Annotated in this window: 17 protein-coding genes and 1 tRNA gene; 4 read left to right on the top strand and 14 right to left on the bottom strand. The window is 46.1% G+C overall.

What is annotated here, in order from left to right; genetic code table 11:
* Positions 1-20: 20 nt before the first annotated feature.
* The 7 genes from QEP07_RS07120 to QEP07_RS07090 form a co-directional block, all read right to left on the bottom strand.
* Positions 21-1,316, bottom strand: a complete 1,296-nt coding sequence (locus QEP07_RS07120; protein WP_285009225.1) for a 4Fe-4S dicluster domain-containing protein — start codon at positions 1,314-1,316, stop codon at positions 21-23.
* Positions 1,317-1,410: 94 nt separating this feature from the next.
* Positions 1,411-1,971: a pyridoxamine 5'-phosphate oxidase family protein gene (locus tag QEP07_RS07115; protein ID WP_285009224.1), complete on the bottom strand. Its 561-nt coding sequence runs from the start codon at positions 1,969-1,971 to the stop codon at positions 1,411-1,413.
* A 217-nt stretch (positions 1,972-2,188) separates the two neighbouring features.
* Positions 2,189-3,445 (bottom strand): OmpA family protein, encoded by a 1,257-nt coding sequence (locus tag QEP07_RS07110; protein WP_285009223.1) that lies wholly within the window; start codon positions 3,443-3,445, stop codon positions 2,189-2,191.
* Positions 3,446-3,496: 51 nt separating this feature from the next.
* The gene (locus tag QEP07_RS07105) at positions 3,497-4,177 is read right to left on the bottom strand and encodes a hemerythrin domain-containing protein (protein ID WP_285009222.1); all 681 of its coding nucleotides are present in this window, start codon (positions 4,175-4,177) and stop codon (positions 3,497-3,499) included.
* Between the two features lie 134 nt (positions 4,178-4,311).
* On the bottom strand, positions 4,312-6,168 hold the full coding sequence (locus tag QEP07_RS07100; protein WP_285009221.1) for a sensor histidine kinase: 1,857 nt from the start codon (positions 6,166-6,168) through the stop codon (positions 4,312-4,314).
* Entirely contained in the window at positions 6,125-6,769 is a 645-nt protein-coding gene (locus tag QEP07_RS07095) for a response regulator (RefSeq protein WP_256004155.1), read from the bottom strand. The genes QEP07_RS07100 and QEP07_RS07095 overlap by 44 nt, the downstream gene beginning before the upstream one ends.
* Positions 6,766-8,178 carry a sensor histidine kinase gene (locus QEP07_RS07090; protein WP_285009220.1) on the bottom strand — a complete coding sequence of 471 codons (1,413 nt, stop codon included), beginning with the start codon at positions 8,176-8,178 and terminating at the stop codon, positions 6,766-6,768. Before QEP07_RS07090 ends, QEP07_RS07095 begins: the two co-directional genes overlap by 4 nt.
* A gap of 146 nt (positions 8,179-8,324) precedes the next feature.
* On the opposite strand from QEP07_RS07090, the gene QEP07_RS07085 reads away from it, so the two are divergent.
* Positions 8,325-9,584: a hypothetical protein gene (locus QEP07_RS07085; RefSeq protein WP_285009219.1), complete on the top strand. Its 1,260-nt coding sequence runs from the start codon at positions 8,325-8,327 to the stop codon at positions 9,582-9,584.
* A 44-nt stretch (positions 9,585-9,628) separates the two neighbouring features.
* Here the strand turns inward: QEP07_RS07085 and QEP07_RS07080 are convergent.
* Both QEP07_RS07080 and QEP07_RS07075 read right to left on the bottom strand, forming a co-directional pair.
* Positions 9,629-9,701 (bottom strand) — tRNA-Phe (locus QEP07_RS07080).
* A gap of 88 nt (positions 9,702-9,789) precedes the next feature.
* Positions 9,790-11,127: a sensor histidine kinase gene (locus tag QEP07_RS07075; protein WP_285009218.1), complete on the bottom strand. Its 1,338-nt coding sequence runs from the start codon at positions 11,125-11,127 to the stop codon at positions 9,790-9,792.
* Between the two features lie 176 nt (positions 11,128-11,303).
* Here QEP07_RS07075 and QEP07_RS07070 point away from each other — a divergent pair, with 176 nt between their 5' ends.
* The 3 genes from QEP07_RS07070 (at position 11,304) to QEP07_RS07060 (ending at position 13,474) form a co-directional block, all read left to right on the top strand.
* Positions 11,304-11,669, top strand: coding sequence for a hypothetical protein (locus tag QEP07_RS07070; protein WP_285009217.1), 366 nt, complete (start codon positions 11,304-11,306; stop codon positions 11,667-11,669).
* A gap of 99 nt (positions 11,670-11,768) precedes the next feature.
* Entirely contained in the window at positions 11,769-12,299 is a 531-nt protein-coding gene (locus tag QEP07_RS07065) for a ferritin (protein WP_256004161.1), read from the top strand.
* Positions 12,300-12,586: 287 nt separating this feature from the next.
* Positions 12,587-13,474, top strand: coding sequence for a DUF8457 domain-containing protein (locus tag QEP07_RS07060; RefSeq protein ID WP_285009216.1), 888 nt, complete (start codon positions 12,587-12,589; stop codon positions 13,472-13,474).
* 6 nt (positions 13,475-13,480) lie between these two features.
* On the opposite strand, the gene rodA is transcribed toward QEP07_RS07060, so the two are convergent.
* The 5 genes from rodA to QEP07_RS07035 are packed head-to-tail and all read right to left on the bottom strand — an operon-like array spanning position 13,481 to position 19,034.
* Positions 13,481-14,749 carry a rod shape-determining protein RodA gene (gene rodA, locus QEP07_RS07055; protein WP_285009215.1) on the bottom strand — a complete coding sequence of 423 codons (1,269 nt, stop codon included), beginning with the start codon at positions 14,747-14,749 and terminating at the stop codon, positions 13,481-13,483.
* Positions 14,746-16,650 carry a penicillin-binding protein 2 gene (mrdA, locus tag QEP07_RS07050; RefSeq protein WP_285009214.1) on the bottom strand — a complete coding sequence of 635 codons (1,905 nt, stop codon included), beginning with the start codon at positions 16,648-16,650 and terminating at the stop codon, positions 14,746-14,748. Before mrdA ends, rodA begins: the two co-directional genes overlap by 4 nt.
* A complete protein-coding gene (locus QEP07_RS07045; protein ID WP_256004167.1) occupies positions 16,650-17,165 on the bottom strand; it encodes a rod shape-determining protein MreD in 516 nt (171 codons plus the stop codon). Before QEP07_RS07045 ends, mrdA begins: the two co-directional genes overlap by 1 nt.
* Positions 17,155-17,994, bottom strand: a complete 840-nt coding sequence (mreC, locus tag QEP07_RS07040) for a rod shape-determining protein MreC (protein WP_256004168.1) — start codon at positions 17,992-17,994, stop codon at positions 17,155-17,157. The genes QEP07_RS07045 and mreC overlap by 11 nt, the downstream gene beginning before the upstream one ends.
* Positions 17,995-18,011: 17 nt before the next feature.
* Positions 18,012-19,034 carry a rod shape-determining protein gene (locus QEP07_RS07035; protein WP_084241394.1) on the bottom strand — a complete coding sequence of 341 codons (1,023 nt, stop codon included), beginning with the start codon at positions 19,032-19,034 and terminating at the stop codon, positions 18,012-18,014.
* Positions 19,035-19,066: the final 32 nt, after the last annotated feature.

Raw genomic sequence — 19,066 nt, 5'->3', positions numbered from 1 at the left:
ATTTCTACTAACAGATTAAATTAATTTTGCTCCGCCCAATTAAAACGGTCGGCCGGTGCATATTTCCATGGAGCACCGTTATTCTCTATGTTACCAAGCATCGCATTCAAACTGCCTGGCACTTTAGACTCTTCCATTACAGCATATCTGCGCAGGTCCATAATGATCGCCAGGGGGTCAATGTTTACCGGGCACGCATTTGTACAGGCATTGCAACTTGTACAGGCCCATATTTCTTCTCTGCTGATGTAATCGTCGATCAAAGACTTTCCGTCCTCGAAACCAGCACCGTTTTTGTCAATGTTTCTGCCGACTTCCTCCATTCTGTCGCGCGCGTCCATCATGATTTTTCTTGGCGACAGCAATTTTCCGGTCATGTTGGCCGGGCATACCGCAGTACAGCGGCCGCATTCCGTGCAGGTATAAGCGTTCATCAGATTTACCCAGGTAAGGTCGTTCACATCCTTCGCGCCAAATCTTCCTTCCTCTGCAGCAAGCGGCGTAAAAGAGGGATCCAGCATGGCCTTAACTTCGTTGGTAACGCTGCTCATATTGTTGAATTCACCCTTTGGTTCCAGGTTGGAAAAATAAGTGTTCGGGAAAGCAAAAAGAATATGGAGATGTTTGGAGTAGGGCAGGTAGTTAAGGAAAACCAGGATACCGATGATATGGAACCACCAGCACGCGCGCTCAATCAGAATCAGTGAACCTTCGCCCGCTGGCAGAAAAGGAACGAGATATTGACTCACCGGAAAGGATCCCGCTGTAATATAATGTGCTGAACCCATCGACTGTAGCTTCGCGTCGGCTGCATTCATTAGCAGGAAGGCAGTCATCAGCAATATCTCGGTAATAAGAATATAGTTGGCGTCGGACCGCGGCCAGCTTTTCATCTCCACACCACGGAAACGGCGTAGCTTAAGTATGTTACGTCTGACAAGGAAAATCGCACAGGCGATCCAGACACCAATGGCCAGGAGTTCAAAAGAACCAATGAGCGTATTATAAAGCATGCCCAGTCCGCCAAAGATCCGGTGCGTACCAAATACACCATCGATCATGATCTCCAGGACCTCAATGTTGATGATCACAAAGCCGGCATATACCACCATATGCAGAATGGCCGGTATTGGCCTGAAAAACATTTTAGTCTGGCCAAATGCTACTTTCAGCATGGTCATCAGCCGGAGCTGAGGCTGGTCAAACCGGTCTGCCGGCCTGCCCAGCCTAATATTGCGGATTACTTTCTTTAGGTTAAATGCAAATAAGCCAAAGGCCGCCAGCGTAATGATTATAAATATTATTTGTGCCAACATTCAGATCATGATTATCGTATGCTAAGTTAGGATAAATACCCCAAAAAGCCGATCTTATGCTAGCATAAATTAACTGTCGACAGGAAAAATCCTACTAAAACTCAAGTTTTCCTTCTACAGAATCATCCATCGTTTTACCGGTAATTACCGATGCTGCCATCTTGATAAAAGCTACAGCCTCGCCATGGCGCGTATCCCAATAGTAAACGTTGGTAGGTACAACCTTCAGCAAGCTAATATTTTCATCGTCTTTACCGTCCTGAAACCAAACCTTCAAAAGCGGATTCCATAGTTCCTCGATCTTTTTTCTGTCTCTCACTATCTCGGTTATGCCGTAGATGTTAAGGAAACCGGAGTTTTTGTTCTCCTGAAAAAACAGGTGTGTGAAGGGGTCAGACTCTATTTCGTGATTCTTATGACTTTCCTTCATGCTCATAAACCAGAGGTTTCCCTCATCGTCAACCTCCAGGACAGACATCGGCCTTACCGACAATGGCAAGCCTGTTTTAATATTGGTGCAAAAAAAGCAGTTTTCCGCGCTCTTAGCGATATGCTTCAGCTTTTCCAGGGCTTCTTTCCCCTCTAGCGATTCAATGTGATCGTTGGTAGACTGAGTGTTGTTTGAACTGTCGCGTGCTTGATCTTTGTTTTCCATTATAGCAGATTTAAGTTAAGTAGTGTTCTGAATAAAACACCCACAAGGACTTTTTGTTTAGCGCTGCACAGCATTGAGATGTCGCTGTTACCTTGGAGTGACACCTTCTAATTCCTAATTTAGGTAGGGCTCTCACAGAGTATGACCAGGCGTTTTCTACCACGATGAAACAGCATTGAGTCGCCTTTTTGCTGGAAAAAGGCGACTCACCCCGGACTCACTTGCCACTTTGTCTTATGAACTCGACTCTTCTGTTCTTGGCGTTACCAGCTTCGCTAATATCATCGCTAACAGGTGCATTGGATCCTTTTCCTTCGGTTTCGACTCGATCGGGACTGATTTTGTAAATTTTAACGAGCGCGTCGCGAACCGCTTCTGCTCGCTTTGCAGACAGGATCAGGTTGGCTTCAGGTTTCCCTACTGCGTCGGTATGGCCTATAATTTTGATTTTCAGATCGGGGTTTTCCATCATAGCAGCCGCTACTTCCTTAATCGTCCCTTCATTGTCTGATTTTACTTCAGCGGAATTGGTAGCGAACAGGATTCCGCTAGTTTCCAGTCTCCCTGTGGTCAGTAGTTTAGAGCGATTGTCTGAACTGCCTTCCGCGAAACGGAAGTTGGATACATAATAGCCAAGCTGATCATTGGTGTAATTGGAGCCGGACATGTCAATTTTTAGCTGATTTAAATTTCCGTCGAGCGGGGCCGCTTGAGGCAGGTCAAATACTTTTTCCTTATCTATCCAGATCCTGACTCTCTCTTTTTGGATGCTGATGGCAACATGAATTACGCTGCCTACCTTGCTTTCGAAATTTGCAACACGGTATTTATCACTTTCCAGTTTCTTGGCTCCGTTTTCATAGGAGGTCAGTTGTACCACAGCTTCCGATCGGTAGGGTGCGATATTGAATTTCAAGCAATTCTTAAGGCGGTAGTCATATGATAGAATCTCTCCTTTATTCCCCCGGTCGTAAAGGGCAAAGCCAATTGCTGGCACCAAATAGCCACCCGCCTTCGGCCAGTTCATGATCAGGTCAAATTCAATCGTTGTATTCTCCGCAACGTTTACGACCGGACTTACGAATGTTCCAGGATAAACGCGCAACCAGTTTCCTTTGGCGGTGTTCAAGGTGACGACCTCAGCTTTACTTCTGGTGTACCATTTCAGAGGAAAAGAGCCAGGCGCGTCCTGGGAGAAATCATCTACCAGCAATACTTTAGATCCAGGAACGAAGTCGTACGTGGTAGTACTGGTGAGTGCCGGGTTTGTTGTGGTATGGCCGCTTTCGGCTTTCGCTGGAGGTTGGCCCGTTTTGCTGGCTTCTGCAGTTTTGCTGCTCTTTCCTTCCAGTGCTTTATCCACAGTTTTGGAGGCAATGTCTTCTGCCTTTTGTTTCAACTTGTTTAAAAAGCTCTGAGCGTTTGAATTGGTGCCGGCCAGCAGAAGGGCTGAGACTAAGATTAATTTTTTCATGTTATTTTGATCTTATTTTACGTGCATTTACTGTTGTGAATAAATCGACTACTAATTTTCTCTGGCATACACATTTAGATTAAGGAATTCCAGTCTCTCCGGCGACAGTACTTCCTGAGCGAGGTCAAAGACTCGCCTAAACTGCGGTGCCGTTGCGCTACAATTCATGCTATTCAGCCAGTTGGCAAGTTCTCTGTTGCTGTTGTGAATAAGCATCCATTGCAGGAAAGCCTGCTGACTTTTGCTGTTAGCAGTGTTTAAATGCTGCATTTGCATCGCCTGTAGTTCCTGGTCGCTGAAAGTGTGCCACAGGAGGGGATTGATTAATTGCTCCTCCATGGTCATGTGGGTAAAATTATAGGCTGTAAATTCCACAAAGGCGTCTAGCAGACTATAAGAGATTGCTTCTTTTTCTGTCTCGCTTTTTGCATCCTCGAGTCCGCAGATAAGAACATCCATATTCATGGTTAGGGCGTCTGCGTGGTAATGTTGATTGGCAAAATACCCAGTCATACTTAGTGCGTTGGCGCCCAATTTTTGAAATACGAAGTCAACTTCCCACTTGGTGTGCTGGTGCATCAGCAACAAGACCAGTTTGATTCTTTCGAAGGCGGTATTAGCTTCGGTTTGAATTAGAAAGTCTGTTTGCTGAAGCAGAATAAGCGTATCGGCCAGTAGCGCCCTTAATCCTTTGTGTACATTCCTAAACAGGTTAAATCTGATCTCTTCCATGGTATAGCTTAGTTCGTTTTGTTTGTTACGCTGCCGCTAGGCGACAGGTTTGAAATTACGATTCAAAAATAAGCTCGGAATGGACGCCCGGGAATGGGCAGTACTGTTCAAGTACCTGGGTAGTATTGCTTATTTTAATGGTTAAAGGGTATGTTAACCGTTATTTTGGTGGTATTATGGCTAGATTGAATGTTGATATCACCTTTAAGCAGTTCAAGTCTGTTTTGAATATCGGGTGAACTGTTCTCCAACTGGCCTGTAGTTTGAAATTCAAATGAGAAATCTACGGCGAAAGCTTTGCGGGTGATGGCGTAGCGGATCTGTTTATCGGGGGTACAAGCTAGAATGTCCTGGGACAGCAACTGGAGAATTCGGAAAATGTGCATGGATTCGTCTGCATCAAAATGCTGATTGACCTCATCGGTATTACCCTGTTTGATCTCGTAGTCGTTAAATGTATCGTTAATTAATCCGTTGATGCTTTGTGTCAATCCCAAAAGGTCCATTTGGTATGGTCTGAGGCGATGAAGTATGCTTCGAACTTCAGCCATGATCGCTGCAATATGTTCAATGGAAGTGGTAATCAGATTTTTTAGGGGTTCTTCGCTGATTTGCTGCAGGCGCCAGGACCGGTTTTTGATCAGGATCAGTTGCTGGCCGATATTGTCGTGCAGTTCCATGGCTACACGTTTCTTTTCCTGCTCCTGGCGCTTAAGGAGCTCTTTAAGAAATGCGCTCTTTTCTGCAATAGTTTTCCGCTGGATATGCTCCTGCTGCTTACGGTAAAAGTTAAGCCTGTTCGCAAGGGCGTAAGATAGGATCAAAGCCTCCAGTAGCGTACCCCAATGCATGCTCGTGCGAGTTATGAGGTTATCCGGAAGAATATTCAGGTCTTTCAAATTGTATATTGCATTGCCTAGCATTAGCGATCCGAATCCTAATAAAAAATAAATCGCTGGCTTATACCCATTTTTCAAACTTTGCACACCTGCTCCAAACCAATATAAGAAATAGGGGTACATTAGATATTGTACAAGCATGAAGGAGTAGGGTCCTTTGCAGAAAATATCAGTCAGCAGTATGATCAAGGAGAAGAAAAACATCAATCCCTTGATTTTATTAAAAAGAGGGCTGTTCTTTTTTGTCTGAAGAAACGAATTGGTAAATAGTATGCTCATTAAACTTGCCAGGGCGATGATTGTTCCCGCGCTGTTTAACCAGTCGAGTGCCCCCAGCATTTCGGGCAGAAAACCGTTATAAAAAAACACGTTTAGGCTCCAGAAGAAGATTGCTCCCAAATAGTATAGATAGGGCTGTTCTTTTGTTAGTATATATACAAACAGGTTATAAATAGCAAAAGCGATTAGCATACCAAAAACAACCCCATTCAATAGATCAGTCAGGTAACTTTCTTCGAAAGCCTTCTGCAAGGTGATGAATTTAATGGGTAGCCTGAGTATATTATTACTGCTGGCTTTAATGTAGATCTCTGCCTCTGTATCGATTGGAATCGAAACCGGGATCAGCAAATTGTTTACGCTCACTTCGCCTGTCGCTTTAGGTGTCGTGGATTTTTTGGTAAATATCTTTATCAGTCGGTCCCCGTTTTTCTGATAAACGCTGACCGACTCGAGAACCGGGGGACTATCGATTTGAATGTGCCAGTCCTCTTTATCGCTTTGATTAAGTATGCGGACTTTTACCCATACGGAGGCTTTTGTGGATCCAAGTGACAGCGTCGCGAATTCTGATGCCTTGAAGTTTTCGTAAGGTATCTGCTCAGTTGGCAAATTATTGTCCTCGTCGACCACAAACATCGGGTGCCTTAGGACATAGCTTTTTTCAATGCTTCTGAGTCTAATATCCTGGGAATAGCCTGGTCTTGCACTGAAAAAGACGACCAGTATCACTGTTAAAAAAGCTTTGATGAAGCCTTGGGTCATACGGTTACCGATGTTCAATGGCAAAACGCAGGAGGCTGTTCTTACCATTCAGATTTAACTTTTTCAGGATGTTCATCCGATGGTTAGAGACCGTTTTTTCACTAATGAATAATTCATCAGCAATCGCCTTGGTACTTTTGTAGCTTCCGACCAGCCTCAGAATTTTCCTTTCTGAGGGGGTAAGGATATGCAGCAGCTCAATAGCCGTGGGATTATTGGCTCCGGTTCGGCGCTGGCTGAGCAGAAAGGAGCTCATTTCTGGACTGATATAGGAATTTCCGGTCAAGACCGCTTCTATGGCCTGGATGATATCTACCACGGCATTTTCTTTCAATACATAGCCGGCCACGCCAATATCCAGGGCGCGCAGGAAGGTGTCTTTCGCCTTATGCATGGTGAGCAGTATGACATTTGCATCAGGAACGAGTTTAATCAGCTCTTCGGCTGCAACCAGTCCGTTCATTTCAGGCATGTCTATGTCTAGAATGGTTACCATAGGACGACGCGTTTTGGCAACGGCGAGTGCTTCCAGCCCATTTTTTGCTTCAAAAATGACTTCGTAGCCCGGTTCCGTTTCTATGACTTCTTTGAGTCCCTTGAGGAAAATCGGATGATCATCAGCGATGAGTATAGTGGTTTTTTCGTTCATGTCGATAGTATTTGCATAGGTATATTGATATAAACTTCGGTGCCTGAGTTGCGTTTACTGCTCATTTTAAGATCGGCCTCCAAAAGTTTGCAGCGTTCGCGGATGCCAGACAGACCCAGTCCTGATGAAGTGTAGCCGGTATCATAACCTTTCCCATTGTCCCTGTACTTCAGGACGATATAATTTTCGGAGATCTGGATGTTGATGCTGCAAGTGGTGGCATCGGCATGTTTGGCCAGATTGCTGAGCAGCTCCTGGACGATTCTGTAGAGGTTCATCTGGGCCTCCCTTGTCAGCAACTGATCGATTTCCGCTATTTTTATTAGAAGGGTTGTTGATATTTCATGAGCCATGTCCTCAGCCAGTCGTTCCAGGGAGCGTTTTAGTCCAAGTGTGTCCATTTGATATGGTCTAAGGGAAAATGAAACATTGCTAACCTCCTCTATGGCTTTTCCAATGTCACGAGTGATATTTTCAAAAAGTTCGGTATTGGTTCCCTCGCTAAGTTTTTCCAGCGCATGCATTTCATTCTTAAGCAATACCAGTAGCTGTCCGACTTGGTTGCTCAGTTCAGCGGCGATACTTTCCTTTTCATTTTCCTGCGCAATCAGGAGCTCCCTGGAGAACCCGGCGGTTTGTTGCAGCATTTCAGTTTGCAGGCGCATCGTCTGCTTTTTAGAATCGTTCAGTTTTACAGCTAGCGCGTAAGATAGTACCAGGGCTTGCAGGCAAAGTCCCATTTGCAGGCTCATAGAGGAGTGGAAGCCCTCATAAACGCCGTAACAGACTAGAAGGAAAGTCAACGCGGCCAAATAATGATATGCTGGTTTGTAGCCCTGTATCAAGCTTAAGCAGGCAGCGGACAGCCAATAGCCAGCTGCGAGAGCCAGGCATGCCTGCAGGACTCTAAAGGCCATAACCGGATGACCGGAAAGATCAATGAGCATTGGAATCAGTAAGATTGGTATCAGCCATCTACCAAGACGGTAAATCTTGGGATAATAGGCTTTCAACCGCAAGTAGCCATTACTGAAGGGTATGCTGAAAATCAAGGCGATCGTCGAGCTTATGGTGAGCCCACTTAAACTCCAAACTGGTATCCCTTGGGTAAGATAGCCGTTCCGGATCAGTAAAAACAGAATGCTGAAACACAGATAACCTGAGTAATATAAATGCGTTTTGTCCGCGGTGGCGATATAAGTATACAGGCTGTAAATCATCAGGGCAAGTAAAGCCCCGAACATGAAGCCATTAACGATATTTTTGACATGCTCGTCTTCGTATATCGCTTCCAGCGTGCCAGAATGTACCGGTACCTGGTGTTCGTAATTCAGTACAAGCTCTTTGGGGGCAGCGTTCAAGTTTGCAGCCAGCAAGAATAATACACAGAGAATCTGCCTGACAATCATATTCAAATATAGATAAGATTAATGTACTGAAAATGGGTAGTAGTACCCATAAATATGATTGATGTCGCTTATTTATCTGTGAAGGGGCTCCTTGTACTTTTGACCCAATCGATGATTTAATAAAAACCATAGCAATAGACGATTACATGAAAAAATTAAGTGCATACCTGATAGGTGTTTTGTGTATGGCCAGCCTGCCGGCTTGCAAAAAGGACAAAGAGAAACGAGGAGATGAAGAAAATCCCGTGGTGGCGGCATTAGTCCGCCCCAAAGGGAGCTCGATGGGTACGGCAGTGACGGGGCGTGTAGGCCCGGAAGGAGGAGCACTCGCTTCTCCAGCATGCAATGTGGCCATTAATATTCCCGCTGGTGCCTTGAAAGAGTATGTGACCATCGGGATTGAGCCCATTACAACAACCAATATCGCTGGCGTGGGCCAGTCATTCAGGTTGACACCGCATGACGTACAGTTTGAAAAACCTGTTTCGGTGACTTATGCATATGATGCGGATTCTGTGGCCATGGTTGAGACCTTCGGGTTTGCCTATCAGATGGCCAGTGGGGTGTGGAAGTTTGTAGGCACCAGCAGTTATGACGTCCAATTGGGCACAGTAACTTTTAAAACCAAGCATTTCAGCGACTGGTCTGTAATGAACCGGGTTTCTCTTTCTCCACTGAATGCCAGTCTGGAACCTGGAGATAGACAGGTCATTAAGGCGTTCATTTATACAGAATCGAAATACGAAGACCTGCTGGAACCGCTTACGGGTAAACCGGGAACTGAGCCTGGCTATCCGGTCGGCACACCCGTTCCACTTCCTTCCAGATACATTAAATCCTGGAATCTGACTGGACCTGGAAACATCATTAGCTCGAACGGCAATACGATTACTTACCAGGCACCCGCATCGGTGAACGGCTTTTCCAATGCGACGGTAAGTCTGGCCCTGAGCGCACCTATGACAGGTACATTTTTATTGTTGTCCAACATCGAAATTATGGGCGATGGATGGGCGGAGCTGACTATAGGCGGTTCTGCCTATACTAAATTCCCGGTCACACCTGCCGTAAAATCGGGGCAGCGGTATCTTTTATCAAATCCTGAAGCCGAGGGTGGTGGTCAGTTTTTACTGACCTGGAATGGTGGCGTAGGTACTTATGCTTATGATCTAACTGCTACCGGAAACAAGTTTCATTTTCTGATGGGTCACGGAGGGTATACCAGTGCCTATGTAGATCCTTTGCTGGCAGACCTCGTTCCAAGTGGGGGAAGTATCAACATTACAAAAATGGACAATAAATGGGTGGAAGGTAATTTTACCGTTCCAAATGCTGGAATCGGGCCTATGCTGCTTCAGACGACCCACATCAGTGGGCGCTTCAGAGCCAGAGTATATATTCCTTAGCGTTTGAATGCAAAAAAGCCTTAGAGAAATCTAAGGCTTTTTTGTGGTGTGGGCCGGGATCGAACCGGCGACACATGGATTTTCAGTCCATTGCTCTACCGACTGAGCTACCGCACCATCTGTGAACTTCAAGAAGTATCACATTCCCTCGGTTGGGGAGTGCAAATGTAGCTTCTTTTTTTGAATGTCAAAATGTTTTTTGAAATTAATATACGGTCTTGCCTTCACCAGACGCGTAAGCTGCTGATATTACGGAACTTTGACCTGAAGGAAATTTCAGCGTAAAACAGGTGCCTTCACCCGGCCGACTGCTGAAACTAATTTTGCCGCCTTGCATTTCCGTAAATTCCCAGCATAACAAGAGCCCCAGTCCCACACCCTTCTCCTTATTTGTGCCATAGGCCGACTGCGTTTCCAGCGAAAACAACTTTTCCTGCTTATCCTCCGAAATGCCTATTCCGTTGTCCCTAACCATCAACTTGGTGAACCCCTCTCCAACCTCACTAAAAATGCTGATGTCACCGCCGGTATGTGTAAATTTTATCGCGTTGTTCACCAGATTGCGTATAATAAGGCTAAACATATCCGGGTCTGCAACGATACTCGCGTCTGGTGCTGTCAGGTTACGGATGGTAATCATCTTTTCCAGAGCAGCCGCACGCTGCACTTTTAAACATCCCTCCACAGATTCGTTGAGGTTTAGTTTCTGCAGATTTACCGTAACGCCTCCCTCCATTTGCGATTTTGTCCAGTTAAGCAGGTTAAACAACATTACCTGAGTATTTTTCGTTTCCCGCAGCAGACTCTTCTTAATTGCCTTCTCTTCTTGTTCCGACAAATTATAATCGATCAGTATTTCCAGAAAACTTTGTATCGAATTCAGGGGAGATCGTAAGTCGTGCGACAAAATGGACAAAAGCCTCGTCTTGGCGTCGTTTGCTTGTTTCAAGGCCTTGGAGGCCTTGAGCACTTTAGCCTTCTCTGTTTCGTGGCTTCTGATGAGGTAAGCCATCACTACGCCGATGCAGACAATTACGGCAATGTATGTTGTTAAAATGTCGATGAAATAGCTTGCCCGTCCCTCGTAACTTTCGCTGATCAGCTGCGGATTTGAGTACTCCGATATCACCAGGGCAGAAACCACAGCAGCGTTAAAAACCACCCAGAACTTATACTGATCGGAAGGCATCAGCGAGATCGTGAAAACCATCAGTACCACAAAAAGCAGTAGGGTAGGACCCTGTGCCCCCGAATTGATATAATAGTTCATCGCCAGAACGCTGGCCATAGAAAAGGTAAAAATGGCAACGCTGGCTTTCAGGTTTCCGAAGTACCGCGAATTAACAAACAGTAAGGCCACTAAAATAAACGCTGCCGAGAGTACATAGCCGGCATAGGGAACGCCTATAAAAAGATTAAAAAATATGGCTGCGGGGATGAGCAGAAGCGCAATAATGCTCACCTCATGGAAAATCCTTGCCTGGAGGATGGTCTGATCAGGACTACCGATCAACCGGTCATGAAGCCGCCTCAACCTATTCATTGCCGAATTCCACATTGCCTCAATATACGAAATGAAAGCCGAATAAGTTCACCATAGACTGTTATTTTCTAAAAGTATGCCGGCAAGCATGAAGAGGCTGCGAAAAAAATATAATTGGCGATTTGGATTAATTCTAAATAATTTCAACCTTTGCATACCGCGTTAGCGTGTACAATATGCAGGAACTAGACTTACCACAAGGATTCAATTTTACAGAAGTATTCTCTACACCCGCAGGAGCCGTGTATCAGTCGGACGCAGAGCGTTGCTGGTATATTGATTTTGGCGGAAAGCTGGCCCGGTTTGATTACCGTAATCTGTTGAAATTAAAGAAAGCTGTTTATCAGATTGATATAGAGCACCGGTTATTAACCACAGATAAAACCCCTGATCTTGAGATCATTTTTATTTGCGCGTGCGACCACTGCTATGTACTGTCCTTAATCCAGATCATTAACCTGAAAGACCTTCTTCAGGGAACCTTCGCTATGCTGGAGCTTAATCACATCATCTTCGACAGGCTGCACAGGATAGTTGCCTGATTAGCTTAGAATTAGAATCTTTCCATATTGCGTTAATATTCTTTCTGGTCGTATTATAGCATTACTTTTGATGTAGTAATACCACAAAGGAGAAAGAACATGAAAGATATAATCCGCGCAAAGTGCTTAATTTCATCAGATGTAGAAGCACTTATCAACCAGCAAATAAAAAAGGAAGCGCATTCATCGGCGATTTACCTCTCTATGGCATCGTGGTGCAACCGCAATGGGTACGACTATTCGGCCGACTACTTCTTTAAGCAGGCCGAAGAGGAGCGCATGCATCAGCTTAAGTTTTATAAATATGTACTTGATATGGGCGGAACGGCTATTTCACCGGAAATCACCAACATCAGAATAGAATATAATTCATTCCGTGAAGTGTTCGAAGAAGCGCTTGATCAGGAGATCAGCGTAACACAATCTATCAAAAATATAGCTGCGCGCTGCCATAAAGAGCAGGACTATGTGACTCTGGAATTCCTTAACTGGTTCTTCAAAGAGCAGCGTGAAGAAGAATACAAGGCCCGCCGTGCCCTGGAGCTTTTCGACGTGATCGGAGAAGAAGGCACCGGAAGATGGCAGATAGACAAGCATGTTGGTCAGATAAAATACGACAGCGAAGATTAATTAGCCTCCTGTCCCTTAAATTAATAAAGGCACATACAACAATGTATGTGCCTTTTTTTCGTATGTTCAATAGCGGCTATGTCAAAAAAGGATAAGGATAAAAAGGACAAAAAAGACAAGAAGGATAAGAAAAAGAAGAAGAAAAAAGTATGCTGCGAAAAGTATCTTAGAGGCAAGCGGTGCGATAACTGTCCCTTAGCCTGAGCATATCACTTCGGGCCTTCTGTTATGGTATTGCTTTTGCTGCGGGCAAAGGTGAATATCATAATTTTGTAGTACTTTTGAATATGATGAACCAGACCGATATCTTCAGGAAAATAGGAGGAATACTGAATGAACTCCAGGATCAATATGAGTTTTTAGCACAAAATCCCGAACAGCTCAATGAACTCGAACTGGAACTGTTTCTGGCCAACGCAGATTTTTTGTCAGACCATGTGCAGATCGTCAGAAAGCTTAATCACAACAAACCAGTAAAGCAACTTGCGGAGAGGGCAGAGCCTGAAATAGCGGAAGTGATACAGGAGCCAGAGCGTGTCCCAGTTATTGACGAGCCGCTGGAGCCTGGTCACCCCACCGAAGCGCCGAAAGACTATGCTTTTTTTGAGCGCCCGGAAGAGCTTGTTAAATTTGTAGCTGAAGAGCCGGCCGCAACCTTTGAGTTTGTGATGACCGACAGACGAGAACCGGGCGAAAGCGAAGTTACTGAGCAACCAAAACCAGAACATCATGAGGAAGTTGCACCCATACAGGAGTATCGTGCCCCGCTCGTAGCCGATAAGCCTGAAGAAAAGCAGATACCTGAACCCGTAACGCACCTTGTTCCGGATAAGCCGGAAGAGAAGATCGTTACTCCTGCACCTACTTTGAACGACCTGTTGTCGGCAAGATCTGCAAAGGCGGAGAACGAGCGCGATGAACTGGCTAAACCTGCTGTGCAGGATCTGAAAAAGGCTATTACACTTAACGAGAAGCTGCTGTACATTAAGGATCTCTTCAACGGCTACAATCTCGCGTACTCTGAGGCCATAGACTTGATCAACAAAATGCCGGACTTTGAAACGGCCGACACCTTTCTCCGGAAAAACTACGCTGAAAAGAACAACTGGCAGGCCAAGCAATCAACCGTCGATAAGTTTTATGAGCTCCTGAATCAGCGTTTTCCCAAAGGATAAGTGTGATTAAATAAAGCCCATCCGGTTCGCGTCAAGCTTAAGGAAAATAAACAACAACACGGTGAAGCTCCAAAGCGATGATCCGCCGTAGCTGATGAATGGGAGAGGAATGCCTATTACGGGCACTATCCCTATCGTCATGCCAATATTGATGAATACGTGGAAGAAGAGTATGCTTGCCACACAGTAACCGTATACCCGCGAAAAGCTCGAGCGCTGACGCTCTGCAAGGTTAATGATCCGGAGCAGCAGGAAAGTAAACAGCCCGATCACAACAAAACAACCGGCAAAGCCCCATTCCTCACCTATGGTAGAGAAAATAAAGTCGGTACTTTGCTCCGGTACGTAGCCATACTTCGTCTGCGTACCCTGTTTAAAGCCGCGTCCGGTCAACTGTCCGGAACCTATCGCGATCTTAGATTGAATCACATTGTAGCCCACACCCTTGGGGTCGGTCTTCAAGCCCAGCATGATCTCAATCCGTGTGCGCTGATGCTGTTTAAGAACCTTTTCGTAGGCCAGTTTTACCACAAACAGGTAGGCTATCGCAACTACCGTCACGATGATAGCCGAAAACATGGCCTTCTGTTTTCTCCGGTAAGTATATACAAAAAGGCTTCCTACCACCAGTATAACCGGTATCAACACATTCATCGGGACAAGGAAGTCTGCCACAAACAGCACAATCATACCCAGGAAGATGAGCAAAAAGTAGCCAGATAAGCCCTCGCGGTAAAGCGGAAACATAAAAGACAGAAACACCAGGGCCGATCCGGCGTCGGGCTGCAGCAGTATGAGTATCAAAGGCAGCAGGATGATCACGCCGGCAAAAAATATCGACTTAAAGTCGGAAAATTTAGGATTAAACGTACTCACGTAACGGGCCAGCAATAGTGCCGTGCCAAACTTCGCCAGCTCCGAAGGCTGCAGTCTGAAGCTTCCCAGAGCGATCCAGGCTTGGTTGCCACCAACATTACGCCCGATCAGCAACACCACCACAAGCAACAGTAAGGTTAGGCCATATATGATGGGCGAGAATATGCTGAAGAATTTTGCATCCAGAAGCAATATCGAAAAGCCTATAAGCAGGCCGCTTATGATAAAAATAAGCTGCTTGCCATAATTTGTACTGAAGTTAAAAATCCCCGGGTCGTCAGTCGCGGTAAAAATGGAGGCATAGATATTTACAAAGCCGATGCTGCACAGCGCTATGTAGATCAGGATCGTTACCCAGTCCACATTAAAAAAGAACCTGTTTCCCTGATTATAACTCATCGCTGGATAGATGCTATTTGCTGTTTCAGTGTATCCGGGGCGGGGGCTACCTTTTTAACTTTAGGTTTCGGCGGATCTGGCATGACTACTTCCTTCTTCATCGCCTCTACGTCGCCGGCACGCCTGCCCGCAATGGTACCTTTAATATATTTTTCTGTGATATAACTCGCAATAGGAGCGGCGTACTTGCTCCCGTAGCCCGCATTCTCTACAATTACGGCAATGGCAATTTTAGGATTGTCTCTCGGCGCAAAGCCGATAAATACCGAGTGGTTTTTACCTCTTGGGTTTTGTACTGTTCCCGTCTTTCCGCACATCACGATGTCGTCAATTCTGGATCCGATAGCCGTGCCCCACGACGCATTCACCGCATCCTGCATACCGTCTATCACCGGCTCAAAATGCCGAGCATCTACGCCGACGTAGTTTTTCTTCACGTATTCTTTATTGATCACCCTGTTCTTACCGATACCCTTGATCAGGTGGGGCTTGATAAAGTACCCCCGATTGGCAATTGCTGCCATAATATTTGCCATTTGCAGTGGCGTGGCGTCCATCTCCCCCTGGCCCACCGCCAGCGAAATAACTGTAGAATAGCCCCAGTATTTGCTGTACTTACCCGAATAATAAGCCGCATCGTACAAGCGTCCGGTGCGCTCCCCGGGCAAGTCGACCCCCAGACTGTCGCCAAGCCCCCATAACATGACTTTCTTGCGCCAATCGTCATAAGCAATCCGCTGGTTCTTATATTTCCGCTGCGTCAGCTGTCTCTGGAAAACGTAGCAGGCATAAGTGTTGCACGAGCGGGCCAGCGCCATGCGCAGGGCCACAGGACCGTCATAGTGCTCACATTTAAGCCGGTGACTCCCCGCTTGAAAATAGTGCGGACAAAAAAACGTGGTATTCGGGTCCATAACGCCTTCCTGCAGACCAATTAACGCATTCAGCGGCTTAAACGCCGATCCGGGTGAGTAATAACCCCTGATTGGCCTGTTGTTGAACACCCGGTGCGGATTTTTTAATAGCTCCATGTAGTTGTTGCCCGATTGCCTGCCTACCATCAGGTTGGGGTCGTAACCCGGACTGCTTACAAAGGCCAAAATCTCCCCTGTAGCCGGTTCAATGGCTACAATGCTGCCAATTTTATTTTGCATCAGCTCTTCACCAAGTTTTTGCAGACTCTTGTCCAGCGAAGAGATCAGTTGCTCACCAGATACCGCTGCGGTGTCAAACTTACCCTCCGCATAGCTTCCCTGCGGAACATTGTGTACATCGTAGAGCATGTTCACCACCCCGCGTTCGCCCCGGAGCACATGCTCGTAAGATTTTTCGACGCCCGACTTACCGATGTAATCGCCCGAGCGGTAGTAGCCCTGCGAGGTCTCAATCTCCTTAGGTGTTACCTCTTTCGTATAACCGAGGAAGTGACTGGCAATGCTGTCCGGGTACTGCCGGATGGTTCGGCTCTGCACAAAGAAGCCCGGAAACCTGGAGAGCTGTTCAGACAAAGCCTGATATATTTCCACCGAAAGCTGCTTTTCAATACTTCCCGGCTGGTATCTTGACAGGCGCCTGGTCTTCCTGAAGTTCCGGCCAAACCTGGCCGTATCCACGCCAATAATGCGGCAAAGCGCCAGGGTATCAAAAGGCTTGACGTCATTAGGTATAGCCATAAGATCGTATACCGGCTCATTCTGCACCAGGATCTTCTCATTGCGGTCCAGAATAACCCCCCTGGCCGGGAAAGTATAAATCTTCCGAAGCACGTTGCTCTCGGCCGAGAGGAAATACTTATCACTATATACCTGCATATAGAAAAGCGTGCTCAGCAAAATCAGGCCCATCAATATGAAGAGGCCCTGAACAACATATTTTCGGTTAAACAGATTCTGATTGTTCATCAGCGTGCTTTCCTGTTATAAAATAGAAACTCTACCAACACCACCAGGAACAACGTAAGCAGGCCACTCAGCAGGCACCTGAACAGCGTGTACGAAAACTCCGTAAACCTGAAGGTTTCCAGTATAAAAAAAACCAGATGGTGTGAAAATACACAAAAGAATGCGTACAGTATAAACCATTTAAAGCCCATATTGCCCAGCGTAGGCTCAGGCTCGTCAAAACCGTCCCGGCTCACTGTCACAGAAATAAACAGGATGCGTACAAAAGCCAGCATCACACAGGCCGCCGCATGCACGCCCAGGGTGTCATAGAAAGCATCCAGTGTGAGACCCGTCAGAAAGGCCAGGAGGTACAAAAGCAAATTGGGAATTCCGAAAGGCAGAAGCAGCAGAATCAGAATATATAGAAAAGGGTTGGCCAGGTTATAAAAACCCATGTTGCGCAAAAACAGGATCTGTACCAGTATAAGCACAACCCACCTTACTATGTTCACCAATATAAGCTTACTGTTCATCCGGTGTTTTAGCTTCTAGTTCCTTTTGTTCAGCGGCATACTTATCCGTAATCACATACACATATTGCAGCGTGCTGAAATCGTTAAACAGCCTGATGCCGATGGTCATAAAATTACCCCCACTGGCAATTCCCGTGTTAATCACCTGTCCCACCGGTATACCTGCCGGAAAAGCAGAATAACTCGAAGTCACGATCGTATCCTTCAGCGTCAGTTTGAAGTGGTTCGGGATATCCCTGATAACAGCCGTCCGATAGTCAAAGTTTCTGTCGCCCCACACCAGCGAGCCCACCGCCTTGTTTCTTTTAACGCTTACACTGATAAAAGTTTTCTGATGCAGCAGCGATTGTATGGTGGCCAGGTGTTCCGACACATCACGGATATATCCAACCACCCCCGTAGTGGGCGAAGCCACGGGCATACCCTCTGCAATGCCGTCTGCACGCCCCCGGTTTATCGTGATCATATTGTTCCGAAGCGTGATAGAGTTTTTGATGACCCGCGCAGCCAGATAGGTGTACTGAGGTACGCCAGCCGTGTCTTTTACGGTCACTGCCTTAGCGGTATCCACCAGTTTTAACGCAAGGATTTCCGTTTTCAGCTTCGCATTTTCCGCTGCCAGACTATCATTTACAGCGCCCAGATTAAGATACTTTCTGAGTACATTCAGATTCTCGTAGGTTTTCCCGACAATCTCGTTGGTAGAATTGATCGTTACGCCACGCTGATAAGCGTTGTTTTTAACCGTAAGGATAAGACCGATGACAAAAAAAATAATAAACAGGAAGAATGCGTTGTATCTGCTGATGAAAATCCAAAGGTTACGCATCCGTCACCGTTATTTGCTTATTGCATCAAAAACTTATAACCGCCAATATTTTTAAGGGCTATACCAGTACCTCTTACTACGGCACGAAGCGGATCTTCCGCCACGTGAACAGGAAGTTTAGTCTTAGCTGCAACCCGCTTATCCAAACCGCGAAGCAAAGCACCACCGCCGGTCAGGTAAATACCCGTCTGGTAAATATCCGCCGAAAGCTCCGGCGGCGTAATTTCAAGCGCCTTTAATATTGCTTCTTCTATCTTCGATATAGATTTATCCAGGCAGTGGGCAATCTCTGTATACGATACCGTGATCTGTTTAGGCACACCTGTCATAAGGTCCCTGCCCTGCACCGCAAAATCAGAAGGCGGATCCTGAAGCTCCGGCAAAGCCGCACCAACTTCAATTTTGATCTTCTCTGCCGTACGGTCGCCGATCATGATATTATGCTGACGGCGGATGTAGTTAACAATATCCGAGTCAAAATTATCACCCGCCACACGTATCGACTGGTCGCACACAATACCAGATAACGCAATAACCGCAATTTCTGTAGTACCACCGCCTATATCGATGATCATGTTACCCATTGGCTCTTCCACATCGATCCCGATACCTACCGCTGCCGCCATCGGCTCATGGATCAGGTAAACTTCCTTTGCTCCGGCAATTTCCGCCGAATCGCGCACCGCACGTTTCTCCACTTCCGTAATGCCGGAAGGAATACAGATCACCATCCTTAGCGAAGGGAACATCCAGCCCTTCCCACCGTTCAGCATGCGGATCATTCCTTTAATCATGGCCTCAGCAGCATTAAAGTCGGCAATTACACCATCCTTAAGCGGTCTGACGGTACGAATATTATCGTGGGTCTTACCCTCCATTTGCATGGCCTGCCTGCCAATGGCGATAATTTTATTTGTTTGTCTGTCGAAAGCAACGATTGAAGGTTCATCAACCACTACCTTGTCATTATGTATAATCAGGGTGTTTGCCGTGCCAAGATCAATAGCAACCTCCTGTGTGAACCAATTGAATAAACCCATTTATCAGGTAACGTTTTAAAATATTAATATTT

It is taken from the genome of Pedobacter faecalis (assembly GCF_030182585.1).
Lineage (GTDB): Bacteria > Bacteroidota > Bacteroidia > Sphingobacteriales > Sphingobacteriaceae > Pedobacter > Pedobacter faecalis.
Note: the sequence above shows the minus strand (reverse complement) of the source record. Positions and strands in the feature narration are given on the sequence as shown.